The organism is Nocardia sp. NPDC006982, from assembly GCF_042869435.1.
Taxonomy (GTDB): Bacteria; Actinomycetota; Actinomycetes; order Mycobacteriales; family Mycobacteriaceae; genus Nocardia.
Window position 1 is genome coordinate 240,748 of sequence record NZ_JBIAFV010000012.1, and the last position, 23,341, is coordinate 264,088.

21 protein-coding genes are annotated in these 23,341 nt (G+C 64.8%); 13 read left to right on the forward strand and 8 right to left on the reverse strand.

The features are described 5' to 3' along the window. Positions 1 to 246 precede the first annotated feature (246 nt). The 12 genes from ACFYOW_RS35720 to ACFYOW_RS35775 all read left to right on the forward strand — a co-directional run bounded on the left by ACFYOW_RS35720 (position 247) and on the right by ACFYOW_RS35775 (position 11,273). Positions 247 to 471, forward strand: a complete 225-nt coding sequence (locus ACFYOW_RS35720; RefSeq protein WP_387294444.1) for a hypothetical protein — start codon at positions 247 to 249, stop codon at positions 469 to 471. Next, positions 471 to 659, forward strand: a complete 189-nt coding sequence (locus ACFYOW_RS35725) for a hypothetical protein (RefSeq protein WP_387294445.1) — start codon at positions 471 to 473, stop codon at positions 657 to 659. The genes ACFYOW_RS35720 and ACFYOW_RS35725 overlap by 1 nt, the downstream gene beginning before the upstream one ends. Further along, the gene (locus tag ACFYOW_RS35730) at positions 656 to 1,516 is read left to right on the forward strand and encodes an MlaE family ABC transporter permease (protein ID WP_387294446.1); all 861 of its coding nucleotides are present in this window, start codon (positions 656 to 658) and stop codon (positions 1,514 to 1,516) included. Before ACFYOW_RS35725 ends, ACFYOW_RS35730 begins: the two co-directional genes overlap by 4 nt. A 1-nt stretch (position 1,517) precedes the next feature. Then, complete coding sequence (locus ACFYOW_RS35735; protein ID WP_063037045.1) at positions 1,518 to 2,381, forward strand: ABC transporter permease; 864 nt, start codon at positions 1,518 to 1,520, stop codon at positions 2,379 to 2,381. A 6-nt stretch (positions 2,382 to 2,387) separates the two neighbouring features. Next, entirely contained in the window at positions 2,388 to 3,797 is a 1,410-nt protein-coding gene (locus ACFYOW_RS35740) for an MCE family protein (RefSeq protein WP_387294447.1), read from the forward strand. A 4-nt stretch (positions 3,798 to 3,801) separates the two neighbouring features. Next, positions 3,802 to 4,824: an MCE family protein gene (locus ACFYOW_RS35745; RefSeq protein WP_387294448.1), complete on the forward strand. Its 1,023-nt coding sequence runs from the start codon at positions 3,802 to 3,804 to the stop codon at positions 4,822 to 4,824. Further along, a complete protein-coding gene (locus tag ACFYOW_RS35750; RefSeq protein WP_387294449.1) occupies positions 4,821 to 5,825 on the forward strand; it encodes an MCE family protein in 1,005 nt (334 codons plus the stop codon). The genes ACFYOW_RS35745 and ACFYOW_RS35750 overlap by 4 nt, the downstream gene beginning before the upstream one ends. Then, complete coding sequence (locus ACFYOW_RS35755; RefSeq protein WP_387294450.1) at positions 5,825 to 6,925, forward strand: MCE family protein; 1,101 nt, start codon at positions 5,825 to 5,827, stop codon at positions 6,923 to 6,925. The genes ACFYOW_RS35750 and ACFYOW_RS35755 overlap by 1 nt, the downstream gene beginning before the upstream one ends. Continuing rightward, positions 6,922 to 8,001 (forward strand): MCE family protein, encoded by a 1,080-nt coding sequence (locus ACFYOW_RS35760; protein WP_387294451.1) that lies wholly within the window; start codon positions 6,922 to 6,924, stop codon positions 7,999 to 8,001. The genes ACFYOW_RS35755 and ACFYOW_RS35760 overlap by 4 nt, the downstream gene beginning before the upstream one ends. Beyond that, complete coding sequence (locus ACFYOW_RS35765) at positions 7,998 to 9,176, forward strand: MCE family protein (RefSeq protein WP_387294452.1); 1,179 nt, start codon at positions 7,998 to 8,000, stop codon at positions 9,174 to 9,176. Before ACFYOW_RS35760 ends, ACFYOW_RS35765 begins: the two co-directional genes overlap by 4 nt. A gap of 12 nt (positions 9,177 to 9,188) precedes the next feature. Further along, positions 9,189 to 9,878, forward strand: coding sequence for a hypothetical protein (locus ACFYOW_RS35770; protein WP_387294453.1), 690 nt, complete (start codon positions 9,189 to 9,191; stop codon positions 9,876 to 9,878). A gap of 159 nt (positions 9,879 to 10,037) precedes the next feature. After that, positions 10,038 to 11,273, forward strand: a complete 1,236-nt coding sequence (locus ACFYOW_RS35775) for a lipase family protein (protein ID WP_387294454.1) — start codon at positions 10,038 to 10,040, stop codon at positions 11,271 to 11,273. 13 nt (positions 11,274 to 11,286) lie between these two features. Here the strand turns inward: ACFYOW_RS35775 and ACFYOW_RS35780 are convergent, their stop codons facing one another. From ACFYOW_RS35780 to ACFYOW_RS35815, 8 genes are all read right to left on the reverse strand, one after another. Further along, entirely contained in the window at positions 11,287 to 12,528 is a 1,242-nt protein-coding gene (locus ACFYOW_RS35780; protein WP_387294455.1) for a TetR/AcrR family transcriptional regulator, read from the reverse strand. Between the two features lie 178 nt (positions 12,529 to 12,706). Further along, on the reverse strand, positions 12,707 to 13,987 hold the full coding sequence (locus ACFYOW_RS35785; RefSeq protein WP_387294456.1) for a TetR/AcrR family transcriptional regulator: 1,281 nt from the start codon (positions 13,985 to 13,987) through the stop codon (positions 12,707 to 12,709). A 233-nt stretch (positions 13,988 to 14,220) separates the two neighbouring features. Beyond that, positions 14,221 to 16,164: an acetoacetate--CoA ligase gene (locus ACFYOW_RS35790; RefSeq protein ID WP_387294457.1), complete on the reverse strand. Its 1,944-nt coding sequence runs from the start codon at positions 16,162 to 16,164 to the stop codon at positions 14,221 to 14,223. Positions 16,165 to 16,195: 31 nt separating this feature from the next. Then, entirely contained in the window at positions 16,196 to 17,008 is an 813-nt protein-coding gene (locus ACFYOW_RS35795; RefSeq protein WP_387294458.1) for an HpcH/HpaI aldolase/citrate lyase family protein, read from the reverse strand. Next, a complete protein-coding gene (locus tag ACFYOW_RS35800; protein ID WP_387294459.1) occupies positions 17,005 to 17,493 on the reverse strand; it encodes a MaoC family dehydratase in 489 nt (162 codons plus the stop codon). The genes ACFYOW_RS35795 and ACFYOW_RS35800 overlap by 4 nt, the downstream gene beginning before the upstream one ends. Next, positions 17,490 to 18,650, reverse strand: a complete 1,161-nt coding sequence (locus tag ACFYOW_RS35805; RefSeq protein WP_387294460.1) for an acyl-CoA dehydrogenase family protein — start codon at positions 18,648 to 18,650, stop codon at positions 17,490 to 17,492. The genes ACFYOW_RS35800 and ACFYOW_RS35805 overlap by 4 nt, the downstream gene beginning before the upstream one ends. 76 nt (positions 18,651 to 18,726) lie before the next feature. Continuing rightward, on the reverse strand, positions 18,727 to 20,760 hold the full coding sequence (locus ACFYOW_RS35810) for a biotin carboxylase N-terminal domain-containing protein (RefSeq protein WP_387294461.1): 2,034 nt from the start codon (positions 20,758 to 20,760) through the stop codon (positions 18,727 to 18,729). A gap of 5 nt (positions 20,761 to 20,765) precedes the next feature. After that, positions 20,766 to 22,355 carry a carboxyl transferase domain-containing protein gene (locus tag ACFYOW_RS35815; RefSeq protein ID WP_387294462.1) on the reverse strand — a complete coding sequence of 530 codons (1,590 nt, stop codon included), beginning with the start codon at positions 22,353 to 22,355 and terminating at the stop codon, positions 20,766 to 20,768. Positions 22,356 to 22,448: 93 nt separating this feature from the next. On the opposite strand from ACFYOW_RS35815, the gene ACFYOW_RS35820 reads away from it, so the two are divergent. Continuing rightward, a complete protein-coding gene (locus ACFYOW_RS35820; protein WP_387294463.1) occupies positions 22,449 to 23,057 on the forward strand; it encodes a TetR/AcrR family transcriptional regulator in 609 nt (202 codons plus the stop codon). The last annotated feature ends 284 nt before the right edge of the window (positions 23,058 to 23,341 follow it).

The window sequence follows — 23,341 nt, forward strand, 5'->3', positions numbered from 1 at the left end:
TCAGTTATGTTACTAAAGATTCTCTTCCTTGAGCGCAGACTCTAGCTGGCTGTACTGGGTTCTATATCGAGATTCGCTGAACTAAGTGTTCTGAAGTTCTTCCGTAACCGAAGGAATCATGCGTAACATACGCACCCATACCCGACCGATCGCAGCGTGATCGGCCGCACTCGCGCCGCAGCGATACCGCGCCCCGGCGTGTGTCCGGCTGTGCTGCTCAGGCGGCGGGGGAAAGGACACAGGCGCATGCTCAAGAAGCTGGATCGAATATTCAGCTACGAGATGAAGGTCTCCGAATTCCTCGGCACCATCATCATTCTCGCCATTCCATACGGGCTCGTCGGCCTCATCTGGACGCTGACCCACACCAGCCATCTGCACCGCATGCACGGCATCGACGTGGTCATATCCTTCCTCGGCTCGGTCGTGTGCTGGCCGGTGCTCACCTTCTCGAATGTGTGCATGACCTGATGATGATCTTGGTTTCGCTCATCGACATCTTGGTGATCGGCGTCAAGATCCTCGTGGGGCGTATGAAAGTCAATCCGGTGCTGCGGTTCGGGCTCTGGCTCGCCGTGCTCAGCACCGCCGTCGCCGGTATCGCCGTGGTCGGCTATCTTCTCGTCCTGCTGCAGCATCAACTCAGCGAGTCGGCATGAGCACTCGACTCACCGAAAGGCCGACTGAGCCAACAGATCTGGAGCGGGCCGTCGAGGATCTGAAGGGTCTGTGGCAACGGCATCCGCAGCGGTCGCTGGAGACCTTGGGTCGCCAGGTTCGGCTCATGCGCGATGCCTTCATCGAGATGCTGCGCGCGATGTTCGTGCGCCGCTTCCCATTCCACGAGTTCATCAAGCAGTGCGCGTTCATGGCGAGCGTCTCCGCCGCACCGACCGTATTCGTCGCGATCCCGGTGGCCGTTGTCGTGTCGATCCAGGTCGGTGCGCTGGTGAATCAGGTCGGTGCGACGACCTTTATCGGAGCGGTCAGCGGTCTCGGCATCATTCGGCAGGGTGCGCCGCTGGTCACTTCGCTGATGATCGCGGGCGCGGTCGGTTCGGCCATCTGCGCCGATCTCGGCTCCCGCACCATTCGCGAGGAGATCGACGCGATGATGGTGATGGGCGTCGATCCGGTGCGCCGACTGGTCGCGCCGCGACTGCTGGCCGCGATCCTGGTCAGCATCCTGCTGTGCGGATTCGTGGTGTTCGTCGGCTTCGCCACCGGCTATATGTTCAACGTGTACGCCCAGGGCGGCACGGCAGGCTCGTTCATCAGCACTTTCGCTTCCTTCGCGGTGGCGAACGATCTGGTGATCGCACTGGTCAAGGCGGCCATCTTCGGTGCGCTGACCGCAATCATCGCCTGCGATATCGGACTGCACACCAAGGGCGGTCCAGGTGGGGTCGCCAACTCGGTGAACGCGGCGGTGGTCAATTCGGCGCTGATGCTGTTCGCGACGAACATCATCATCACCCAGATCTACAACACGCTGTTCCCGGCGAAGGTGATCTGAGATGGGCACCCGATATACCCCGCCCGCGCTGAAGCCGTTTCGCGCGGTCGGCGCGGTCGCCATCGTGCCGGTCCAGGCCAACCGGCGGCTCGGTCACCAGGGGATCACCTTCTGCCGAGCGGTGGCGGCAATTCCGTTCGTGCTCAGGCACTATCGCAAGGAAGTGCTGCGGCTGACCGCCGATGTGGGCTGGGGCAATGGTTCGCTCATTGTCGGCGGCGGCACGGTCGGTGTGGTCATCATCCTGTGTGGATTCGGCGGGATCACCGTCGGCATGGAGTCCTACACCGCGCTGAATCTGCTCACCATGAATCCGCTGACCGGCGCGATCTCCGGTTTCGCGACGACGCGCGAAATCGGCCCGATCCTCGCGACTTTGGCCTTCGCCATCCAGGCGGGCTGCCGATTCACCGCGCAGCTGGGTGCGATGCGGATCTCCGAGGAGATCGATGCGCTGGAATCCATTGCCATCCGGCCACTTCCATATCTGGTGACCACGCGGATGATTGCCGCGACACTGACCATCGTCCCGCTCTACAGCGTCGGTCTCGCCGTTGCGTATCTGATGACCAAGCTGTCCGTGCTGTTCCTCGGCGGCACCTCCGCCGGCACCTACGACCACTACTTCTTCCAGTTCCTCAACGGTATCGACGTCTTGTTCTCGGTCGTCAAAGTCGTGGTGTTCGTACTCATTTCGACCTTCATCCAGTGCTACTACGGCTATATCGCCACCGGTGGTCCAGAAGGCGTCGGCCATGCGGCCGGCCGCGCGATCAAGATGGTGATCGTCGTCATGGTGTTCGTGAATCTGTTTCTGACCCTCGCGATCTGGGGCATCGACCCCGGATTCCGGATTTCGGGGTAGGTGGCGATGCTGCTCGATCCAAGTGGGCGCGGACCCACCGCACGTCAACTCACGCTCGCCGGTATAGCCATGACCACGGCGGCCGCATTGCTGCTGTACCTGCTCGGCCTGCGCTATACCGGCTATTTCCAGGACAAGGTCTCGGTTGTCGCGGTGCTCACCAGTACCGGTGACGGGCTGCCGGCCCATGCCGATGTGAAGTTCCGCGGCATGGTCGTCGGTACCGTGGCCGGTGTCGATGTCGTCGCCAAGGGTGAACGTCAAGATGCCGCTCTGGATCTGAAACCGGCTGTGGCGGGCTTTATTCCGGCGAATGTCATGGCCCGGGTGATCCCCAACAATATCTTCGGCGTGACCGCCATCGAACTCGTCGACAACGGGCACGCCACCGAAACCCTGCGGGCGGGGGCCCGGATTCCCGAGGACACCAGCGAAGGCACCGTGCAGTTGCAGACCACGCTCAGTGTGCTGCGCGATGTGCTCGACCATATCCAGCCGGAGAAGCTGGGCCGGGTGCTCGCAACCCTCGCCGACGCGCTCGATCCCGCCGCGCGGGTGCCGGGTTCCACTATCGAGCGTCTCGATACCTGGCTCACCCAGGTGCACGCGACTCCCGGCATCGGCGATCTGCTCGGCAACCTCGGCCGGGCCGTGACGGCGCTGAGCGTTTCGGCGCCGGAGTTGGTCGGCGTGCTGTCGGATTCGGTGACCACCGCACGCACGCTCACCGAGCGGCGCGACAACCTCGTCGCACTGCTGACCAATGCCAGCGGCGCGGTCGACTCGGTCAACTCGCTGTTCGCGCGGAATCCGGACGCCGGGAAGGATTTGGTCGTCGGACTCGACGGCCTGTTCGGTGGTCTGGCCAGGGACCCGCAGGCCATCCCGGATACCGCCGCCAACTTCAATGCCGCGCTGCGCCGAGTGCGCACCACCTTCGGATTCGGACCGAGCCGGCAGATGGTGTGGAAGATGGATGTCAGCTTCACGCCGTTCCAGCAGTACACGGCCAAGGACTGTCCGCACTACGGCACCATGGCCGGTCCGCGCTGCGGCGGTAGTACGGTGCCGGATGTCGCACCGCCGCAGGAGTTTCCGCCGCAGCTGATGCCGCAGCGGTTGGCCGCCGCGGGACCGGCGCCCATTGCTCCGGCACAGGGGCTACCGAGTATCCCCGGACTGCCGAGTATCCCCGGACTGCCGAGTATTCCGGGGCTGCCCATGATTCCGGGTATCACCGCGCCTGCCGCTGCGACGGATCAACCCGTCCAGCCGAATTCGAATCTACGCGGACTCGATGCCGCCGCCGCGATCGTCGGCGGTCGGCCGACCACCGCGCAGTACCTGCTCTTGGCTCCGGTACTGGCCGGTGGTTCGGTGACTGTGTACGACACCGCACCGGATGAAGGGCGGTGAATACATGAAATCAGGGAAAGCCCTGGCCGGATTCAGTCTGTTCGCCGTGGTCGCCGTGCTGTTGACGTACACGATCTGGTCGACGCTGCAGCGTTCGGTAACCGGCGATACCGACTCGTACTCGGCCACTTTCACCGATGTGCTCGGACTGCGCGTCGGCGATGACATCCGGATGGCGGGTGTGCGGGTCGGGCGGGTCGACGCCATCGATTTCGACGGCGACTACAAGGCGCGCGTGGACTTCCGTATCCAAGATGATCAGCGGCTGACCACGACGACGAAAGCCCTAGTGCGGTACCAGAATCTGATCGGCCAACGCTATATCGCGCTGGTTCCGGGCAAGGACGAGGGCGCGGTGCTGACCGCCGGATCCGCGATTCCCGTCGAACACACCGAACCGTCATTCGATGTGTCATCGCTGCTGTCGGGTTTCGAACCGCTGTTCAGTGTGCTGCAACCTGATCAGGTCAATTCGCTGTCGGAGACCTTGATCCAGGCACTGCAGGGCAACAATGTCTCGCTCAGTGCGTTGATCACCCAGGCTGCCGAACTCGCGGGCACCTTCGGTCAGCGCGACAAGATTCTCGGCGATGTCATCGGCAATCTCAGCAGTGTGATCGCGGGCCTGGCCAATCGCAGCGGCGAATTGGAAACCCTGATCACGCAGGCGCGTTCGCTGGTGGAATCGCTTTACGCACAGGGTGAATCGCTGAAGTCGTCGGTTGATACGGTCGCAAAGTCCACGGATTCACTGGCGACACTGATCGGTCAGGTGAAGCCCAATCTGGCTCGGGCACAGAACGATGCGACCAGCGGTGTCGCCCTGCTGATCCTCAATGGCGCGTCCCTGGATCAGGCGGCGGTCGAGCTGCCGACCGTCCTCAATGGTCTCGCCCGGTTCACCGGCTACGGCGCATATGCCAACGCCTACATCTGCTCGCTGGACGTCTCGCTGTGGGGCGTGCTGCTGCCACCCGGGTTGTTCTCGCAGGTGGGCGGCAATTCTCATTCGGAGGTCTGTCGATGACGGCATCAGTGGGTCGGGTGCGAAATCGCTTGTTGTGGCTGGGACTGCTCGCGGCGGGTTCGGTCGTCGTGCTGCTCGTCGGCTCGAGTGCGTTATCGCAGGCGCATCTCGGCGACAAGACGATTCATGCCGAATTCGCGCAGGCCGCGGGGCTGCGGTCGGGAGCATCGGTGGATGTCTCCGGCATCGAGGTCGGCTCGGTGAGTGCCGTGCGACTCGACGGCGCGAAGGTCGTCGTGGATCTGAAGGTGCGCAAAGATCTTCGACTCGGTCCGGACGCCTCGGCCGCCATCAAGATGACGACCATCCTCGGCAAGCTGCACGTCGAGTTGGTGCCCGGTAATGGAAAAGGACTGCCGGACAACCGGATTCCGCTGAAGCAGACCTCGGTGCCCTACAACCTCGGCAAGGTCATCCGGGATCCGAACTACAAATCGTCCTTCGAGCGCATCGAACGCCTGGATCCGGCGAAACTGCGGCAGTCACTGGATGTGCTCAGCCGGCAGATGGGCGACTCTCCGCAGCTCACCGTCGAGGCGCTGAACAGCATCGGCGCGCTGGCCAAGGTGATCAATGATCGCCGCGACGAGGTGGACACACTGCTGAAGAGCATGGATCAGGTGGCCGAGCTGGCCTCCGACAACCGCAATAGCGTGCTGCTGCTGCTGACCCGCGGCGAGGCCATCGGCAATGCCGTCGCACTGCGGCAGAACCTGCTGAAACAATTGCTCGACAATGTCGCGAGCCTGTCGCGCCTGCTGCAGGACATGGGCCTGGAGAACCAGAATCAGCTCGGTCCGCTCATCCAGAATCTGAACACCATGTCCGAGGGCCTGGAAAAGAACCGGGACAACCTCGATTCGCTCTACGAGATCATGCCGGTCGCACTGCGGCAGTTCAACAATGCCCTCGGCAACGGCCCGTACGGCGATGTGTGGGCGCCATGGGTATTCCCGGACAACTGGCTGTGCTTCGCCCAAGCCGTACAGGGGTGCAATTGATGAAGGTGGGTACCTTGCTGAAATCGACGGTGCTCGGCCTCGCCGTAACGGTGGCGACCGGTTGTTCGCTGTTACCCGACAGCCTCACCGCACTGCCCGATCAGTATCTCGGCGAACATCTGCAGATCAGTGCCGATTTCGAGAATGTCGCCGGCCTCTATGCGGGCAATGACGTTGCGGTGCTCGGTGTTCCGGTCGGCCGGGTCGACACCGTGACCCCCAAGGGCAGTTACGTCGAAGTCACCATGTCCATCGATAAGGGCGTGCGCATTCCGGGCGACGCCATGGCTGCGCTGGTATCACCACAGCTGATCACCAATCGGCATGTGGAACTCGCCCCGGCCTACGAAGGCAATGGTCCGGTGCTGACCGACGGCCAGCACATCCCGCTCGCCCGGACCCGTACTCCGGTCGAACTCGATCGCATTCTCGAAACCTTCGATCAACTCGGCGCGGCCTTGAAGGGCGACAACGAAACCGGCCCGATGGCGAGCCGGGTGTTGTTTCCGCTGCTGAACGGCAATGGTGACAAGCTGCGCGAAACGCTGGACGATCTGTCCTCCGCATTCGAGGTCACCCTCGCCAATGGCGACCAGATCTCCAACACCATCGTCAAACTCAATGAGATCACCGAGATCATCGCCCAGAACGACCAGACGGTAAGGGATTTCAGCGGTCGGCTCACCGAACTCGTGCAACTGATGGGGGAGCAGGCGCCGGGTTTGCAGGCGGTGATCACCCAGCTCAACGACTTCGTCACCAATACCTCGACCGTGGTCGGCCAGAATCGCGAACAACTGCTCGGTGCGCTCACCCGATTCACGACATTGACCGCGCAGATGCGGGCCAATGCCCGTGGGCTCACCGAAATCACCGATGTGACACCGCTTTTCTTCGAGAACTTCTCGAATGCCGTGAGCCGTGAGAACCGGGCACTGCGCCTGCACGGTCTGCTGGACAAAGCGGTGCTCGACGGTGAGGCGCTTTCGCTGTTCTGTGAGCGCATCCAACTGCGCCTCGACGGCTGCCGCACCGGGAAGATCCAGGACTTCGGCCCCGACTTCGGGTTGACCGCCGCACTGCTCGGGATGGCCAAATGAGGGCGGCGCGTTCGACTTTCGTCGCGGCGATGGTGGTTGTCGCCGCGGCGGGGTGTGCGGTAACGGTCGACAATGTGCCGCTGCCCAAGCCGGGCATCGGCGGGCCGGGCTATGAGTTGCACGCCGTTTTCAAGGACGCACTCAATCTGCCCGCGAATGCACATGTGAAGATCGGCGGAACCGAAATCGGCATGGTCTCCAAGATCAGCACCACGAATTTCCTCGCCGATGTGGAAATGCAGATTCGGCAGGATATTCAGCTGCCCCGCGGCACCACGGCCGAACTGCGCCAGGCCACTCCGCTCGGTGACATGTTCGTCGCCATGTCCCTGCCCGCCGAACAGGACAGCACCGAAATGCTGCGTCCCGGCGCCACCATCGCGCCCGACCACACCGGCACCGGCGCGTCGGTCGAACAGTTGATGATGTCGATCTCCATGCTGCTCAACGGTGGTGGGCTCAATCAGGTGGCTCGAATAACCACCGAGATGAATTCGATGTTCGCCGGGCGGGCGCCACAGTTGGCACATCTGATCACCGAAATGACCGATGTGCTCGCGGCACTCAACGCACGCACCGCCGACGTCGACAGCATGCTCTCCGGACTGAATGTGCTCACCGGCGAATTGGCCAGGCGCAAGGCGGAATTGGGTGCGGCTGCGGATACTTTCCCACCGTTGATCGGACTGGTCGCCGAAAACAACAGGAGTATTGCCGAACTCGTCGCCAAGGTCTCGGTCACCATGTCCGCGCTCGGTGATTTCACCGACACCACCGGCCCGGAGTTCCTGAGCCTGTTCGACAGCATCCAGCGGCTGATGTCCGGCTTCACCCAGATGGGCGACAATCTGGCGGGGACGCTGGACGGGCTGCACGCGATCTATCCCAATGTCATGGCCAGCTATGACGGGCCGGTGCTTGCGGTCGCCGCCACGGTTTCTTATCTCGATATCGGTGCGCTCACCGATCCGAAGGGCAGCCGCTGGCCGGAATTCGGCGATGTACCCGCATTCATCGGCAGTCTGGCCGAGGTGATCCAGAAGGTCATCGGGCGGTTGCAGGGCGGTGGGCGATGAATATTCCGCTGTGGCACTGGCTGGTTCGGCATCGGATCGCGGTGGCCAATATCGGTCTGATCGTCGTGCTGATTCTCGGCATGTCATATCTCGGTGCGGCCGTGCTGCGGATCAATCCGCCGCCGAGCACCTACCGGGTCCGGGTCGAGCTGAAGAGTTCCGGCGGACTCGCACCGAACAACGACGTCACCTTCCGCGGCAGCCGGGTCGGCAAGGTAGTCGACGTTCGGGTATCCGGTGACGGTGTCGCCGCCATCGCCGAAATCAATGACACCGCGAGGATTCCGGTGGGTGGCACCGTCGCCGTCGGCAGGCTCTCGGCGGCGGGGGAGCAGTACCTCGACTTCCGCCCCGACTCCGACAGCGGACCGTATCTGTCCGACGGCTCGATCGTCGATCGGTCGGCCACGAGCACACCGGTGACGGTGCAGTCGGTGCTCACCAATATGAGCGGGCTGATCGGCGGGATGAATCCGGCGCGACTCAATGTGATCATCGATGAACTCGACAAGGCACTGGCCGGTGGTCCGGATCGGTTGCGCAATATGGTCGCGGGAATCAGCCGGGCCATGTCCGGACTGACTGATCTACTCCCACAAACCCAGCGACTCATCGAGAACCTGCAGGTGATCGCCGAAACCACCACTCACGCCCAACCCGATCTGACCACGCTGACCACCGGCTCGAGCGCGCTGTTCCAGCAGCTCACCGCAGCCGATCAGGAAGTGCGCAAATTCCTCGAACTCGGGCCCGGCCAATTGGCCACCCTCGGCGGCATCGTGCACGACACGCAGGACCCGATGACCAATCTGATCACCAACTTCGTCGCCATCACCAAGGCCGCCAAGCTGCGTCAACCGGCCATCGAAGCGCTGTTCCCTGCGCTGCGCGCGGGTTCGGAGGCCATTGGAATTCCGGCGCACGACAACGCCTTCAACACCATGGTCGATCCGTGGCCGCGTCCGACCTGTGACTACGACACGATCCCCGTGGTGCCGACCGACAAGACGGTCGATACCCGAGTGCGGCTCTACAACTACTGCATCACCACCAATCCCGCACTGCAGGTTCGTGGTTCGGCGAACGCACCACGTCCGAATGTGTCGGACAACGGTTCCGGCCCGCCGCCCGGTGTCACCGGCGATGAACTCTCCAGACCCGCACCCGGCAGATAGGAACGAGAAGCTATGAGCGAGCGAATGATCGACACAGCCGACAACGAGATCGACAACGCGCAGGCCGACGTGCCGGAGGTCACCGTCTTGCTAGGCAAGGATATCGACGCGGATGCGGCGTCGAGTGCCGACGCCACGCCAGAGGTGGATTCGAAAATGCCTGCGGCCAAACGATTTGCATTCCTCCGCACAGCCGATAAGCGGACCGCGATCGCCTACCGCGCCGCCGCCGCACTACTGCTCGCCGCCGCAGTGGCCTCCACGGTCTTCTTCTACCTCCAGAACAAGGACAACAGGGCCATAGTCACCGCCCACGAGGACGCCCGTCTCGCCGCCTGCCAATATGCACCCGTACTCGCCGACTACGACGCCAAAAATCTCGACAAATACTTCGCCGCTGTCCTCGACGGCGCCACCGGTGACTGGAAGAAGCAGTTCGACAGCACCAGCAAGGAACTGCGCGACGTTCTCACCCAGGGCGAAGTGGTCTCCAAGGTCAACGACGTCCAGTGCGCGATCAAATCCGGCGACACCACCTCCGCCGAGGCAATCGTCGTCATAGGCCAAACAATCACCAGCATGGGCACCCAGGGCAAACCCGCCCCCGGTCAGCTATCCATGGTGATGCGCCTGGAAAAGGTGGACGGCCGCTGGCTGGTCAACAAGGTGAACTCTCCCCTCGCCACCCCGCCGCGGTCCTAGTCGACCCCGGTTCTGTTCCGTTGCACCGAGCGGAAGAGTGCCATTTTCGACGTATTGCGGTCCCTCTGCGGTATGTCGCTGTAAGTTTGCCAACGATTACCTTCGAATTCAGCCTGGCTAGTCGATGGATGCCCCGCACAACTCGTGGAGGTTGAGATCTTGACTCGTCTGAATCTTCGTTATCTCCGCCGCGGCCGCCGCGGTTGGTCCCATGTCCTCGGCGCATTCGGCGGTGTGGCACTCGCGCTGTTGCTGGCGCCGCCGGCAACCGCGGAACCGATGTATCCGTTGCCCGATCCGGATCCGTTCTACGCCGCACCGGCGGATCTGGGCGCGCACAGCCCCGGTGACGTGCTCGACGTGCGGGCATTGCCGCCGGTGCCCCTCTTCGCCGGCGCCACTGCCACACTGATCAAGTTCCGGTCCACCGACTCGCACGGTGGGCCGATCGCGGCGACCACCACGGTCATTACCCCACTGTTCCATCAGGCCGACGCTCCGTTGCTGTCGTATCAGCATTTCATCAATGCGCTCGGCACGAATTGCGCGGTATCGCACACGCTGTACAGCGGCGATCTGAATCTGGGGACGACAGTGTCGATGTTGAATGCGGTGCTGCAGCGGGGTTGGAGCATCGCGCTGCCGGATCATCTCGGACCGCAGTTCGCCCTCGGAGCAGCGCGTTTGGGTGGTCAGATCGTATTGGACGGCATCCGGGCGGTGAAACGGCTGCCCGAACTCGCCGTACAGCACAGCCAGGTAGCGCTGGCCGGGTACTCCGGTGGCGGATTGGCCACCGCATGGGCGGCAGTGCTGCAGCCGTCGTACGCACCCGAGCTGCAGCTCCAGGGCGCGGCGATGGGCGGCGTCCCGGAGAACCTGGTGACGATGGCGCAGGGGCTGGGCCTCGAGCCGCACCCGGCCTTCGGACTGGCCATGGCAGCGGCGATCGGTCTGGAGCGGGAGTACCCGGACCAGATACAGACCGGCGCCTATCTCAACCCGCGTGGCCTCGCGCTCCGTGGCGCCATGGCCAACAGTTGCACCAACGAAATCCTCTTCATGGGCGCCAACGGCAGCGCTCGCGAATTCGTCACCAGCACTTCGTTCATCGATAGTCGTACCGCGCGGTCGGTAGTGGAGCAGAACAGTCTGGAACTCTATCCCGGGGTGCCGGAAATACCGATGTTCGAATGGCATTCGCCGGCCGACCCGCTGATTCCGGTCGACTCCATCGGCAATACCGACCGCCGCTGGTGCGGTGCCGGGGTCCGGTTGCAGACGATGCAGGTGTCCGCGCCCGAGCATTTGTCCGCGGCGGTACAGGGCGCCCCCGAGGTACTGCAGTGGCTCGAGGGCCGGATGCGCGGTGAGCCCGCGCCTGTGGCCTGCTGAGATAGGACCGCGATCAGCGGCCGAAGAGGATTACCCGCATCAGGTGTGCGATGCGCTGTTGTGAGCAGAGCGGGTTATCGGGGCCGAGCCATTGACCGAGGTCGACGACCAAGGCCAGCGCGGCATGCACCAACACCCGTGATTCCGCTGCGGAGAGCTCGGGCCGGACTCCGATGAGTAGTTTGGCCCACTCTTCGACATTGAGCCGCTGGATATTTCGCAGTACGGTGCGGTCCTCCGGCGGCACATTGCTGATCTCCGCGTAGTACACGAAGGTCAGCTCGCGCTCGGCGAACGAGCCCTGCACGTAGAGCTCGATCAGGGTGCTCAGTGCCTGCTCGGGGGTGTCCGATGCGGCGATTGCGGGTCCGATGGCCGCCGAAACCCGGTCCGCCGCACGGCGAAACGCGGCCGCGAGCAGGTCGCCCTTGCTGCGGTAGAAGCGGTACACCGCTGACGAGGCGGGCAGGCCCGCGGCATTGGCGATATCCTCCACGCTCACATTGGGATAGCCGTGCTCATGAAAAAGCTCGATGGCACGCACTAACAAAAGCTCGTGTTTGAAGGTGAGCGGAACCTCCTTCGCGCCAAGGGATTCGCTGTCATCGCCGGGCGCGGGCAGATCGGACGCGGTCACCGCATGACAGGCCGAGCGCAGCAGTGCCGTCAGCGTGCGCACCGGCACTGCGACATGGTGATCGGAGATGCTGCCGATCACGCTCATCGCGGCGGCCGAGACCACCGCCCGGTCCCCGTCGGACAGCTCGGGTCGGGTCTCGGCCAGCAGTTTTCGTGCCACCGAATCGGTGGTGATCAGGTGCTCGATCAGGATCTGGCGATCCGGGTCCTCCAGATAGCGGTTCTGCCAGCGCAGCAGTGCGGCGCTGCGGCGATTCGCGATGGAGGCTGCGATCAGGGCATCGAGGATGTGGTCGAGGCGTTCGGCGGCGGGCCGGTCACGCAGTTGTTCGGGCAGGCCCACGGCCTCGGTGCTCAGGCCGGCCAGTCGCAGCGCCTCCTCGCGGAACAGGGCGTATTTGCTCGGATAGTGCCGATATAGGGCGGTCGAGCTGATATCGAGGCGCGAGGCGATGTCCTCCATGCTCACGCCGTGGTAGCCGAATGCGCCGAAGGCCTCCGCGGAGGCGGCGGCGATCTGCGCCCGTCGGTTGCGCGGGCGGCGGCGCACCTCACGCGATGGCGCGGTGCGGCCTGCGTTCGCGTCCTCCGCTGCGCGACGATCCTCGGCATCCATCCCGCGATGTTAGCCCAACCGGACGCTTGCTCGTCGTCTCTTCCCAGTGCTGAAACAGCGTTGAATGGAAGATCACAAAGATATGCTCTTACGTGGAGTGCCTCTGCTCAACATGCACAGAATAATCACTAACATAGTAGGCGCACCGACGGACGGCATATTGAAGCGGGGGGGCGGACTACGAGCGGGCCGGGCGTCCGAACAGGACCAGCTGCATGAGCAATTGAACCCGAGCAGGGGAGGCGATCGGTTCGGCACTGAAGTTGCGCCCCAGATCGACCACCAACGCGAAGGCCGCATGGATCAGGAAGCGAGCCTCGGCGGGTGAAAGCTCCGGTCGCACATCACGCAGCAGCCGCGCCCACTCTTCGACGCTGAGCCGCTGGATATTCCGCAGCACGGCGCGCTCATCGCTCGGAACATGCTGGAACTCCGTGTAATACACGAAGGTCAGCGCGCGCTCGGAGAACGAACCCTCGACGTACTGCTCGATCAGTGTGGTCAGGGCCGCTTCGGCGTCGGCCGCCGCCGCCACCGCCGGGCCGATCGCTCCGGAAACCCGGTCGGCGGCCCGTCGGAACGCGGCAGCGAGCAGATCACTTTTGCCGCGATAGAAGCGGTACACCGCCGACGCGGCGGAAAGTCCTGCGGCAGTGGCGATTTCCTCGACGCTGACATTCGGATAGCCGCGATCGTGGAACAGTTCGACGGCCTTGCGCAGCAACAGCTCATGTTTGAACGAATCCGGAATCTCGGCTGCCACCGGCAGTTCGGCATCCGCATCAAGCGCTGGCAGCTCGGCAGGCACTATCGACCAGCAGGCCGAACTCAACAGTCGGGCAAGGGATTTCGCGGGCAAGCTGGCATGGTGATCGGCGATGCTGGTGATCGCGCTGAGCAGGGCGGCGCGCAGCACCCGCAACTCGTCCTCGGCGAGCTCCGGTCGCAATGCGGCCAATTGCACACCGATCGCGCCGACGACGGCGAGCTGCTGGTCGGTGAGGACTGTCAGATCCTCCGGTTCGAGATAGCGGCCCTCCCAACGCACCAGCGTGACAGTCGGCCGATTCTCGATCGTGACGCCGATCAGTGCATCGAGTACCTGCCGCAGCCGCCGCTCCGGTGTCCTGAGTTCACCCACCCCGTCGGCTGCCGTCCCCCTGCCCTCTGCCCCCTCCGGCAGCTCGACCGATTCGGTCATGGCCCGGCCCACCCGCAGCAATTCCTCTCGGAACAGCGCGTACTTGCTCGGATAGTGCCGATACAGCGCCGCCGAGCTGATCCCGAGCCCGGACGCGATGTCCTCCATGCTCACACCGTGATAGCCCAGCGCGCCGAATGCGGCCGCCGACGCCGCCGCGATCTGGGCCCGCCGATTCTTCGGCCTGCGCCGAATCTCCCGCGGTGCCGAGTCGCCGCTGACCGCCTTGCGCGCCGTACGGCGATTGTCGACACTCATACCGCCATGGTATCGACAACCTCGACACCCCCATCTGTCTAGGTCGGTCTGATTTGCCCAGGTGAAGGAGCTCGGCCCCATAGCCGATCACCGGCGCTGATCTTCGATGCGTAGGGATGAGCGACCGCGAGTTCGATCCGCGCACCACCTTGCGACAACTGATCATCGAAATGGTCGCGGTCCATCGAACATCACGAGGCGGTACCGGCCCACGTCGTCCGATACGCGCCGGATCAGTTCTGAGTATCGGGGCGAATGGTGGCGTACCAGTCGAGTAGTTCGGGATTGTCCACAGCGCTGCGTTCGACGACGCGCGTCGGGTCGGCGCCCTGGAAGAGCTTCTTGATGGGGACCTCGAGTTTCTTGCCGGTGCGGGTGTGCGGAATGCCAGGGGCCACGATGATTTCGTCGGGGACGTGGCGGGGCGAGACCTCGGTGCGGATGGTGGTGTTGATGCGGGTTTTCAGCTCGTCGGTGAGATCGGTGCCGGGGGTGAGGGTGACGAACAGCGGCATCCAGTAGCCGCCGTCGGGTTGTTCGGCGCCGATGACGAGGGCCTCGGTGATTTCGGGGAGGCGCTCGACGGATTGGTAGATATCGGCGCTGCCCATGCGGATGCCATGGCGGTTGAGGGTGGAGTCGGAGCGGCCGTGCACCACGATGCTGTTGCGCTCGGTGATGGTGATCCAGTCGCCGTGGCGCCAGATGCCGGGGAACATGTCGAAATACGCGTCGTGGTAACGGATTCCGTCCGGATCATTCCAGAAGCGCACCGGCATCGACGGCATCGGCTTGGTGATGACGAGTTCGCCGACCTCGTCGCGGACCGGCTTGCCGTCTGCGTCGAAGGCCTCCAGTGCGACACCCAGATAGGGCGCGGAAAGCTCACCCGGCCAGGTCGGTACGGTTCGTGCGCCGCCGATGAAGGCGGAGACCACATCGGTGCCGCCGCTGATCGAGGCGACCTGGACGTGGTCACCGACATTCTCGCCCAACCACACCGCAGATGCGGGCGGCAGTGACGAACCGGTGATGCCGACCTGCCGCAGCGCGGTGAGATCGTGGTCGGTGCGCGGCACCGCACCCGCCTTGATACAGGCGAGCACGTAGCCCGGACTGGTGCCGAGCACGGTCGCACCGACATGAGATGCGATGCGCCACAGTGCATCCGGAGTCGGGTAGGTGGGGCTGCCGTCGTAGCAGACGATGGTCGCGCCGACCAGCAGTCCGGCGACCTGGAAGTTCCACATCATCCAGCTCGGGCTGGTGTACCAGAAGAAGGTATCCTCGGGGCCGATGTCCGCTTGCAGCGCAACGGCTTTGAGGTGTTCCAGCACGACGCCGCCGTGCCCGTGCACGATGCCTTTGGGCAGTCCGGTGGTGCCGGAGGAGAAGACGATCCACAGCGGATGGTCGAAATCGACCGTCTCGGTTTCGATGACGACGGTCTCGCTATTGGCGGCCGCCTCGGTCCAGGCCAGTGCGTCCGGAACCGGCAGGCCCAGCTGGGAGACGGCGACCGTCGTCTTCACGGTGTCGAGTCCGGCCCGCAATGCCGCGATATCGTCGCGCTTGTCATGGGTCTTGCCGCCGAATCGGTAGCCGTCCGCGGTGACCAGCACGGTGGGCTCGAGCTGGCCCAGCCGGTCCAGCGCCGCCTTCGGCGAATAGTCCTGACCGCAGGCGCTCCACACCGCACCGATGCTCGCGGTGGCAAGGAAGGCGATCACCGCCTCCGGAATATTCGGCAGGTATCCGGCCACCCGATCACCCGGCCGCACGCCGAGCGAACGCAGTGTGCGCGCGAATGCCGCTGTGCTGTCGATCAATTCGCTCCAGGACACCTCGCGCACCGGAGCGTCCTCGGTCACCGCGACAATGGCGGGCCGATCGGTGCGGAACTGCCGCACGACCTGATCGACGTAGTTCAGCCGGGTGCCCGGAAACCACTGCGCGCCCGGCATTTCGGCGCTCGCCAGCACCTCGCCCGCGATCGGTCCGAGTTCGAAGTAATCCCACAGCGCACCCCAGAAGCCGGGCAGATCGTCGACCGACCACTGCCACAGCGACCGGTAATCCGGCGCGGATTGCCCGGTGCGCGCAGCCACGAACCCGGCGAAGTCGGTGATGCGTGCCTCCGCGATATCTGATTCGGTCGGCACCCATTGTGGTTGCACCGCATTACCTCCTGGGGAGAGTCTTCGGAAATCAGGGGTGGATCGCGCGCCGCACGATCTGTTCGGCATGCCGCAGCACCGGGGCATCGACCATGCGGCCCTCGAACGCGAAGACGCCCCGATGGTTCGGGACTTCGTCGAGTACTCTTCGAGCCCAATCGATTTCGTCGTTCGACGGCGCGTAGGCCGCCCGGATGACCGGCACCTGGCTCGGATGGATCGCCACCTTGGCGTCGAAGCCGCTCGCGACCGCATCCACTGCTTCGGCGCGCAGCCCGTCGAGATCGCGGATGTTCAGATACACCGAGTCGAGCGCGAACTTGCCGTACGCCTTGGCCGCGAGCAGTGTGGTCGATCGAACATGGCGTGCCACATCGCGATAGCTGCCATCGGCATGCCGACTGGAGTTGCCGCCCAGCCCGGCGACCAGATCCTCCGCACCCCACATGACCCCGATCGCATTGCGCGCCAATACTGCTCGCCCGACTGCCATGGCGCCGAGCGGCGATTCGATCAGCGCGATCACCTCATAGTCGGTGAGGGAACCGAGCTGTTCGGCGGATTCGGCCTTCGGCAGCATGATCCGTCGATATTCGGTCTGCGCCAGCGCCGCGAGATCGGGTTCGTGCTCATCGGTGCCGACGGCATTGACCCGGACCACGGTGGTCTCGGGATCCAGCGGAGTTTCGATGAGCGCCTTGCGTGCGGCCGCTTTATCCCCGGCAGCGACCCCGTCCTCGAGATCGAGGATCACCACATCGGCTGCCGCGGCGGCCTTTTCGAAGCGTTCGGGGCGGTCGGCGGGGCAGAACAGCCAAGCCGGTCCTGGCATTTGCCAACTCATGCGGGCTCCTTGCGTACCAATGTCTTTCGTACCGCCGTCGCCACGATATCGCCATGCTGGTTGCGAGCGGTGTGCGCGAAGGTGAGGATGCCCTCGCCCGGACGGCTCTTGGATTCGCGCTTATCGGTGACCACCGTCTCGGCGTACATGGTGTCGCCGTGGAACAGTGGCTTCGGGAAGGCGACCTCGGAGAATCCCAGGTTGGCGACGATCGTGCCCTGGGTCAGCTGCGCGACCGAGAGGCCGATCAGCGTGGAGAGGGTGAACATCGAATTGACCAGACGCTGGTGGAACGGCGGCAGCTGATCGCTGAAGGCCGCGTCCAGGTGCAGCGCCTGGGTGTTCATGGTCAGCGTGGTGAACAGGACGTTATCGGCCTCGGTGATGGTCCGGCCCGGCCGGTGCTCGTACACCACACCGATCTCGAACTCCTCGAACCACAGGCCGCGCTGCACCACCCGGCGTGGAGCGTTCGTCTCCGTCACAGACCCAGCTCCCGTCCGATCAGCATCAACTGCACCTCCGTTGTGCCCTCGCCGATCTCCAGGATCTTGCTGTCGCGATAGTGTCTGGCCACAGGGTATTCGTTCATGAAGCCGTAGCCGCCGAAGATCTGGGTGGCGTCGCGGGAGTTGTCCATGGCCGCCTCGCTGGCCACCAGCTTCGCGATGGAGGCTTCCTTCTTGAAGGGTTTGCCCGCCAGCATGAGTGCGGCGGCGTCGTAGTAGGCGGTGCGGGCGGCGTGGGCGCGCGCCTCCATGCGGGCGATCTTGAAGGCGATGGCCTGGTTGCGGCCGATGGCCTGGCCGAAGGCCTCGCGCTCCTTGGCGTAGCGCACGCTCTCGTCGACGCAGCCCTGGGCCGCGCCGACCGACAGCGCCGCGATGGCGATGCGGCCCTCGTCGAGAATGCGCAGGAAGTTGGCGTAGCCGCGACCGCGCTCGCCGAGCAGATTCTCCTCCGGCACCCGGACGTCGGTGAAGCTCAGCGGGTGCGTATCCGAGGCATTCCAGCCGACCTTGTTGTAGGCGGGTTCGGCCACGAATCCGGGGGTGTCGGTGGGCACGAGGATGGTCGAGATCTCCTTCTTGCCGCCCGACTGTCCGGTCACCGCGGTCACCGTCACCAGCTTGGTGATATCGGTGCCGGAGTTCGTGATGAACTGCTTGCTGCCATTGATGACCCATTCGCCGCTGTCGGCGACCGCGGTGGTTCTGGTGCCGCCCGCGTCGCTGCCCGCACCGGGTTCGGTGAGGCCGAAGGCCGCGAGGTTGCGCCCACTTGTCAACTGCGGCAGCCATTCCTGCTTCTGCTTATCGTTGCCGAAGCGGTAGATGGGCATGGCGCCCAGCGAGACACCGGCCTCCAGCGTGATCGCCACACTCTGATCGACCTTGCCGAGCTCCTCCAGCGCCAGGCACAGCGCGAAGTAGTCGCCGCCCATACCGCCGTATTCCTCGGGGAACGGCAGGCCGAACAGGCCCATCTCGGCCATGCCGGCGACGACCTTGTACGGAAACGTATGGTTCGCATCGTGTTCGGCGGCTACCGGGGCGACGACCGACTTGGCGAAATCGCGCACCGTCAGTGCCAGGTCGCGATAGTCCTCGGGCAGTGTGCCGGTGGACAGAAAGTCGGTCATGACTGCGCCTCGCCGGCGCTCGGCTCCGTCATGCCCGACATGTCGGCTGTGTTTATTGTTCGTTCACTGCGCTCACTCATGCGGAAGTTCCTTCTCGCTCGGCGGTTTCGGGTTCGGTGGGAGCCGCGGCTATGCGCACCAGCGGCTGGTCGAGGCGGACCTGGGCGCCCGGTTCGACCAGGACTTCGACGGTGCCCGCGACCGGTGCGGTGAGCGTGTGCTCCATCTTCATGGCCTCGACCACGACGACCGGGGCCCCCGCGGCGACAGTGGCACCGTTGGCAACCGGTACCGCGATCACCGACCCCGGCATGGGACTGCGGATTTCGGCGTCACCGACGTGCTCGGCGCCGCCGCGCACATTCAGCTCAGCGACTTCACGCAGCACGGCGATACCGGACGGTCCGGCCACCCAGAGCTGTCCTTCGTGCTCCGCGACGCGGAACTCCCGGCGCAGACCGTCCAGTGTCAGTACCAGCCTTCCGTCGGTGAAATCCGCGGTGAGCGAGACTGATTCGCTGGTGTTGAGGTGCACTTCGGCGGCATCGGGTGCGCCGGTGAGGTAAACGCGCTCGGTGCGGTCGCCGCCGGCGAGCCTGATGGTGGTCGGCGCGGGTGTGCCGATGCGCCACCCGGACGGGATATCCCACGGATCGCTCGGTGCGGCAGGCCAGTGTCGCAGCCAGTGATAGGCAGCGGCAGCGATGAATTCCTCATCCGCGACCGCTGCGGGCTGGAAGTCGCCGACGCGGCGATCCAGCAGTCCGGTATCGAGCTTCCCCGCGGCCACATCCGGGTCTGCCAGCAGGAAACGCAGGAACTCGATATTGCTGGTGACGCCGAGCAGGACGGTATCGCTCAGTGCCCGATCGAGTTTCGCGAGTGCGGTATGGCGGTCGGCGGCGTGCACGATGACCTTCGACAACATGGGATCGTAATCGCTGCCGACGACGGTGCCGATGCGCAGTCCCGAATCCACCCGCACGCCTGCGCCTTCGGGCTCGGACAGGTCGAGCACCGTGCCGCCGGTGGGCAGGAAGCCGCGACCGGGATCCTCGGCATAAACGCGGGCCTCGATCGCATGCCCGACGAGGCGCAGCTCGTCCTGCTCCACCGCCAGCTTCTGCCCGGCCGCGACGCGCACCTGGCACTCCACCAGGTCGATCCCGGTGACCAGCTCGGTGACCGGATGTTCCACCTGCAGCCGGGTATTCATCTCCATGAAGAAGAACTCGTCCGGCCGATCGGCGGAGACGATGAATTCGACCGTGCCCGCGCCGACGTAGTCGACGCTGCGTGCGGTATTGCACGCGGCCGCGCCGATGCGCGCCCTGGTCGCGGCATCGAGCAGCGGGGACGGGGCTTCCTCGATCACTTTCTGATGCCGCCGCTGCAGGCTGCATTCGCGTTCACCGAGGTGGATCACGTGGCCGAATTGGTCTGCCAGGATCTGCACCTCGATATGGCGTGGCCGGGTGACGAACCGCTCCAGGAACAGGGTGTCGTCACCGAATGCCGAGGCCGCCTCACGCCGGGCACTGGCCAGCGCGGCGGGCAATGCCGACGGCTCCTCGACCAGTCGCATACCTTTACCGCCGCCACCGGCGGAGGGCTTCACCAGTACCGGATAGCCGATATCGGTCGCGGCGTCGATCAATTCGGCATCGGTGAGCCCCGGACGGGCAATACCGGGGACGACGGGCACATCGAAGGCGGCGACGGTGTTCTTCGCCGCGATCTTGTCGCCCATGATCTCGATCGCCTTGGCGGGCGGCCCGAGGAAGACAATGCCCGCCTCGGCCAGCGCGGATGCGAAAGCCGCATTCTCCGAGAGGAATCCGTAACCCGGATGCACGGCCTTGGCGCCGGTGCGCACCGCCGCGGCGACCACCTTTTTGATATCCAGATAGCTTTCCCGGGCCGGAGCCGGACCCAGGCGCACCGCGGTATCGGCCTCGCGCACGTGCCTGGCCTGCGCGTCCGCGTCGCTGTAGACGGCGACCGAGCGAATTCCCATGGCGCGCAAGGTGCGGATGACCCGCACCGCGATCTCGCCGCGGTTGGCGACGAGCACGGTGTCGAAATCGATGGGATGGGATTTGTTCATCATCGCGATCACATCCGGAAGACGCCGTAGGAAACGGGTTCGAGCGGTGCTTGCGCACACACCGAAAGGGCAAGTCCGAGCACGGTTCTGGTATCGGCGGGGTCGATGACGCCGTCGTCCCAGAGCCGCGCGGTCGAGTAGTACGGATTGCCCTGATGTTCGTACTGTTCCCGAATCGGCGCCTTGAATGCCTCCTCGTCCGCGGCCGACCACGGCTGCCCGCTGCTGTCGAGTTGATCCCCGCGCACCGTCGACAGCACCGAGGCGGCCTGCTCGCCACCCATTACCGAAATCCGCGCATTGGGCCACATCCACAGGAAGCGTGGCGAATACGCGCGCCCGCACATCGAATAGTTGCCCGCGCCGTACGATCCGCCGATCACGACGGTGAGTTTCGGCACCCGCGCACACGCCACCGCGGTGACCATCTTCGCGCCGTGCTTGGCGATGCCGCCCGCCTCGTAATCGCGCCCGACCATGAAACCGGTGATGTTCTGCAGGAACAGCAGGGGAATCTTGCGCTTATCGCACAGTTCGATGAAATGGGCGCCCTTCATGGCGGATTCGCTGAACAGCACGCCGTTGTTGGCGATGATACCGACCGGATGGCCGTGGATGCGCGCGAATCCGGTGACGAGCGTCTTGCCGTATTCGGCCTTGAACTCGTGGAATCCGTTTTCGCCGTCGACGAGTCGGTGGATGACCTCACGGACGTCGTACGGCGTGCGCAGATCGACCGGGACCACGTCGTACAGTTCGGACTCCGGCTTCGCGGTCGCGACGGTCGGCGTCACCTCCCACGGGCTCGCCGGGCGCGGGCCGAGCGTGGCCACGATGCGGCGCACGATGCGCAGCGCGTCCTGGTCGTCTTCGGCCAGGTGATCGGTGACTCCCGAAGTGCGCGAATGCAATTCGCCGCCACCCAGCTCCTCGGCCGTGACCACTTCGCCGGTCGCGGCCTTCACCAGCGGCGGGCCGCCGAGGAAGATCGTGCCCTGATTACGCACGATCACCGCCTCGTCGCTCATCGCGGGTACGTACGCACCACCGGCGGTGCACGAACCGAGCACCGCCGCGATCTGCGGAATTCCCTTGGCGCTCATGGTCGCCTGGTTGAAGAAGATGCGCCCGAAATGCTCCCGGTCCGGGAAGACCTCGTCCTGGCGTGGCAGGAACGCTCCGCCGGAGTCGACGAGATACACACAGGGCAACTGGTTCTGCAATGCGACCTCTTGGGCGCGCAGATGCTTCTTGACCGTCATCGGGTAGTAGGTGCCGCCCTTGACCGTGGCGTCATTGGCCACGATCACGCATTCGCGCCCGGAGATCCGGCCGATGCCGGTGATGATCCCGGCGCCGGGACATTCGTCGTCGTACATGCCCGTCGCGGCGAGCGGCGAGAGCTCGAGGAACGGGCTGCCCGGATCGAGCAGCTGATCCACCCGCTGCCGGGGCAGCAGCTTGCCTCGGGCCACATGCCGCTCGCGCGCCTTCGGGGGCCCGCCGAGCGCCGCGGCGGCCAGCCGGGCGCGCAGATCCTCCAGTAGCGCCCCGTGTGCCGCGCGGTTGTCGACCCCGACCTGTTCGGTCACCGTCATCACGCTGTCCTGCCATCCAGTTAGTCGCCGATAACTGGAATTCAGGTTAATGTTGATTAACCGAGATGTCCAGGTGTGCTGAAAGGAGCGCGTGTGACCAGCACCGACCCCGTCGCGCCCACCCGCAGGGAACAACTGAAGCTGCAGCGAAGAGCGCAGCTGCTGGATGCGGGTGCCCGGCTCATCGCAGATCGCGGATTCTTCGGCATGCGCCTGGACGACCTCGGTGCGGCCGTCGGGATCAGTGGTCCGGCGGTCTACCGGCACTTCCCGAACAAGGAGGCGCTGCTGGTCGAACTGCTGGTCGGGGTCAGTCAGCGGCTGCTCGCCGGTGGGAAGGCGGTGGTTGCGCGGACCGGGTCGGCGCGGGAGGCGCTGGACGGGCTGGTCGACTTCCATCTGGACTTCGCACTCGGCGAGCCCGAACTCATCCGGATCCAGGACCGCGACCTCGAGAACGTGCCGGTTGGGCCCAGGCGCGAACTGCGGCGCACCCAACGTCAGTACGTCGAGATCTGGGTGGCGGTGCTGCGGGAGTTGCACCCGGAGCTGCCGGAGGAGACCGCGCGGGTGCAGGCCCACGCGGGCTTCGGCTTGATGAACTCCACGCCGCACAGCGCCACCAATGCCACCGCCACCCGGGCCCGGCCAATACTGCGTCGCATGGCGCTGTCCGCATTGGCGCAGGCGGCGCCGGGTTGATCGTTCGCCCCTTTTCAAGCCTCTGCCAGCCCCGACGGAGCGAGTCTTACGAGCGGCCCGTTCGCGGCCCGTCTCGCGTCCGAGCCGTCGAAGCGCATGCGCCGCAGGCGACTGGGCGTCCCCGGTGACCGTAACGGAGCGAGTTTTACGAGTGGCCCGTTCGCGGCCCGTCTCGCGTCCGAGTCGTCGAAGCGCATGCGCCGCAGGCGCGAGTCTCGACGGCTCGGACGCGAGACACCAGGGGGCCGCGCACACCCCCCGCCGCAGGCGCGGGCCAAAGAACA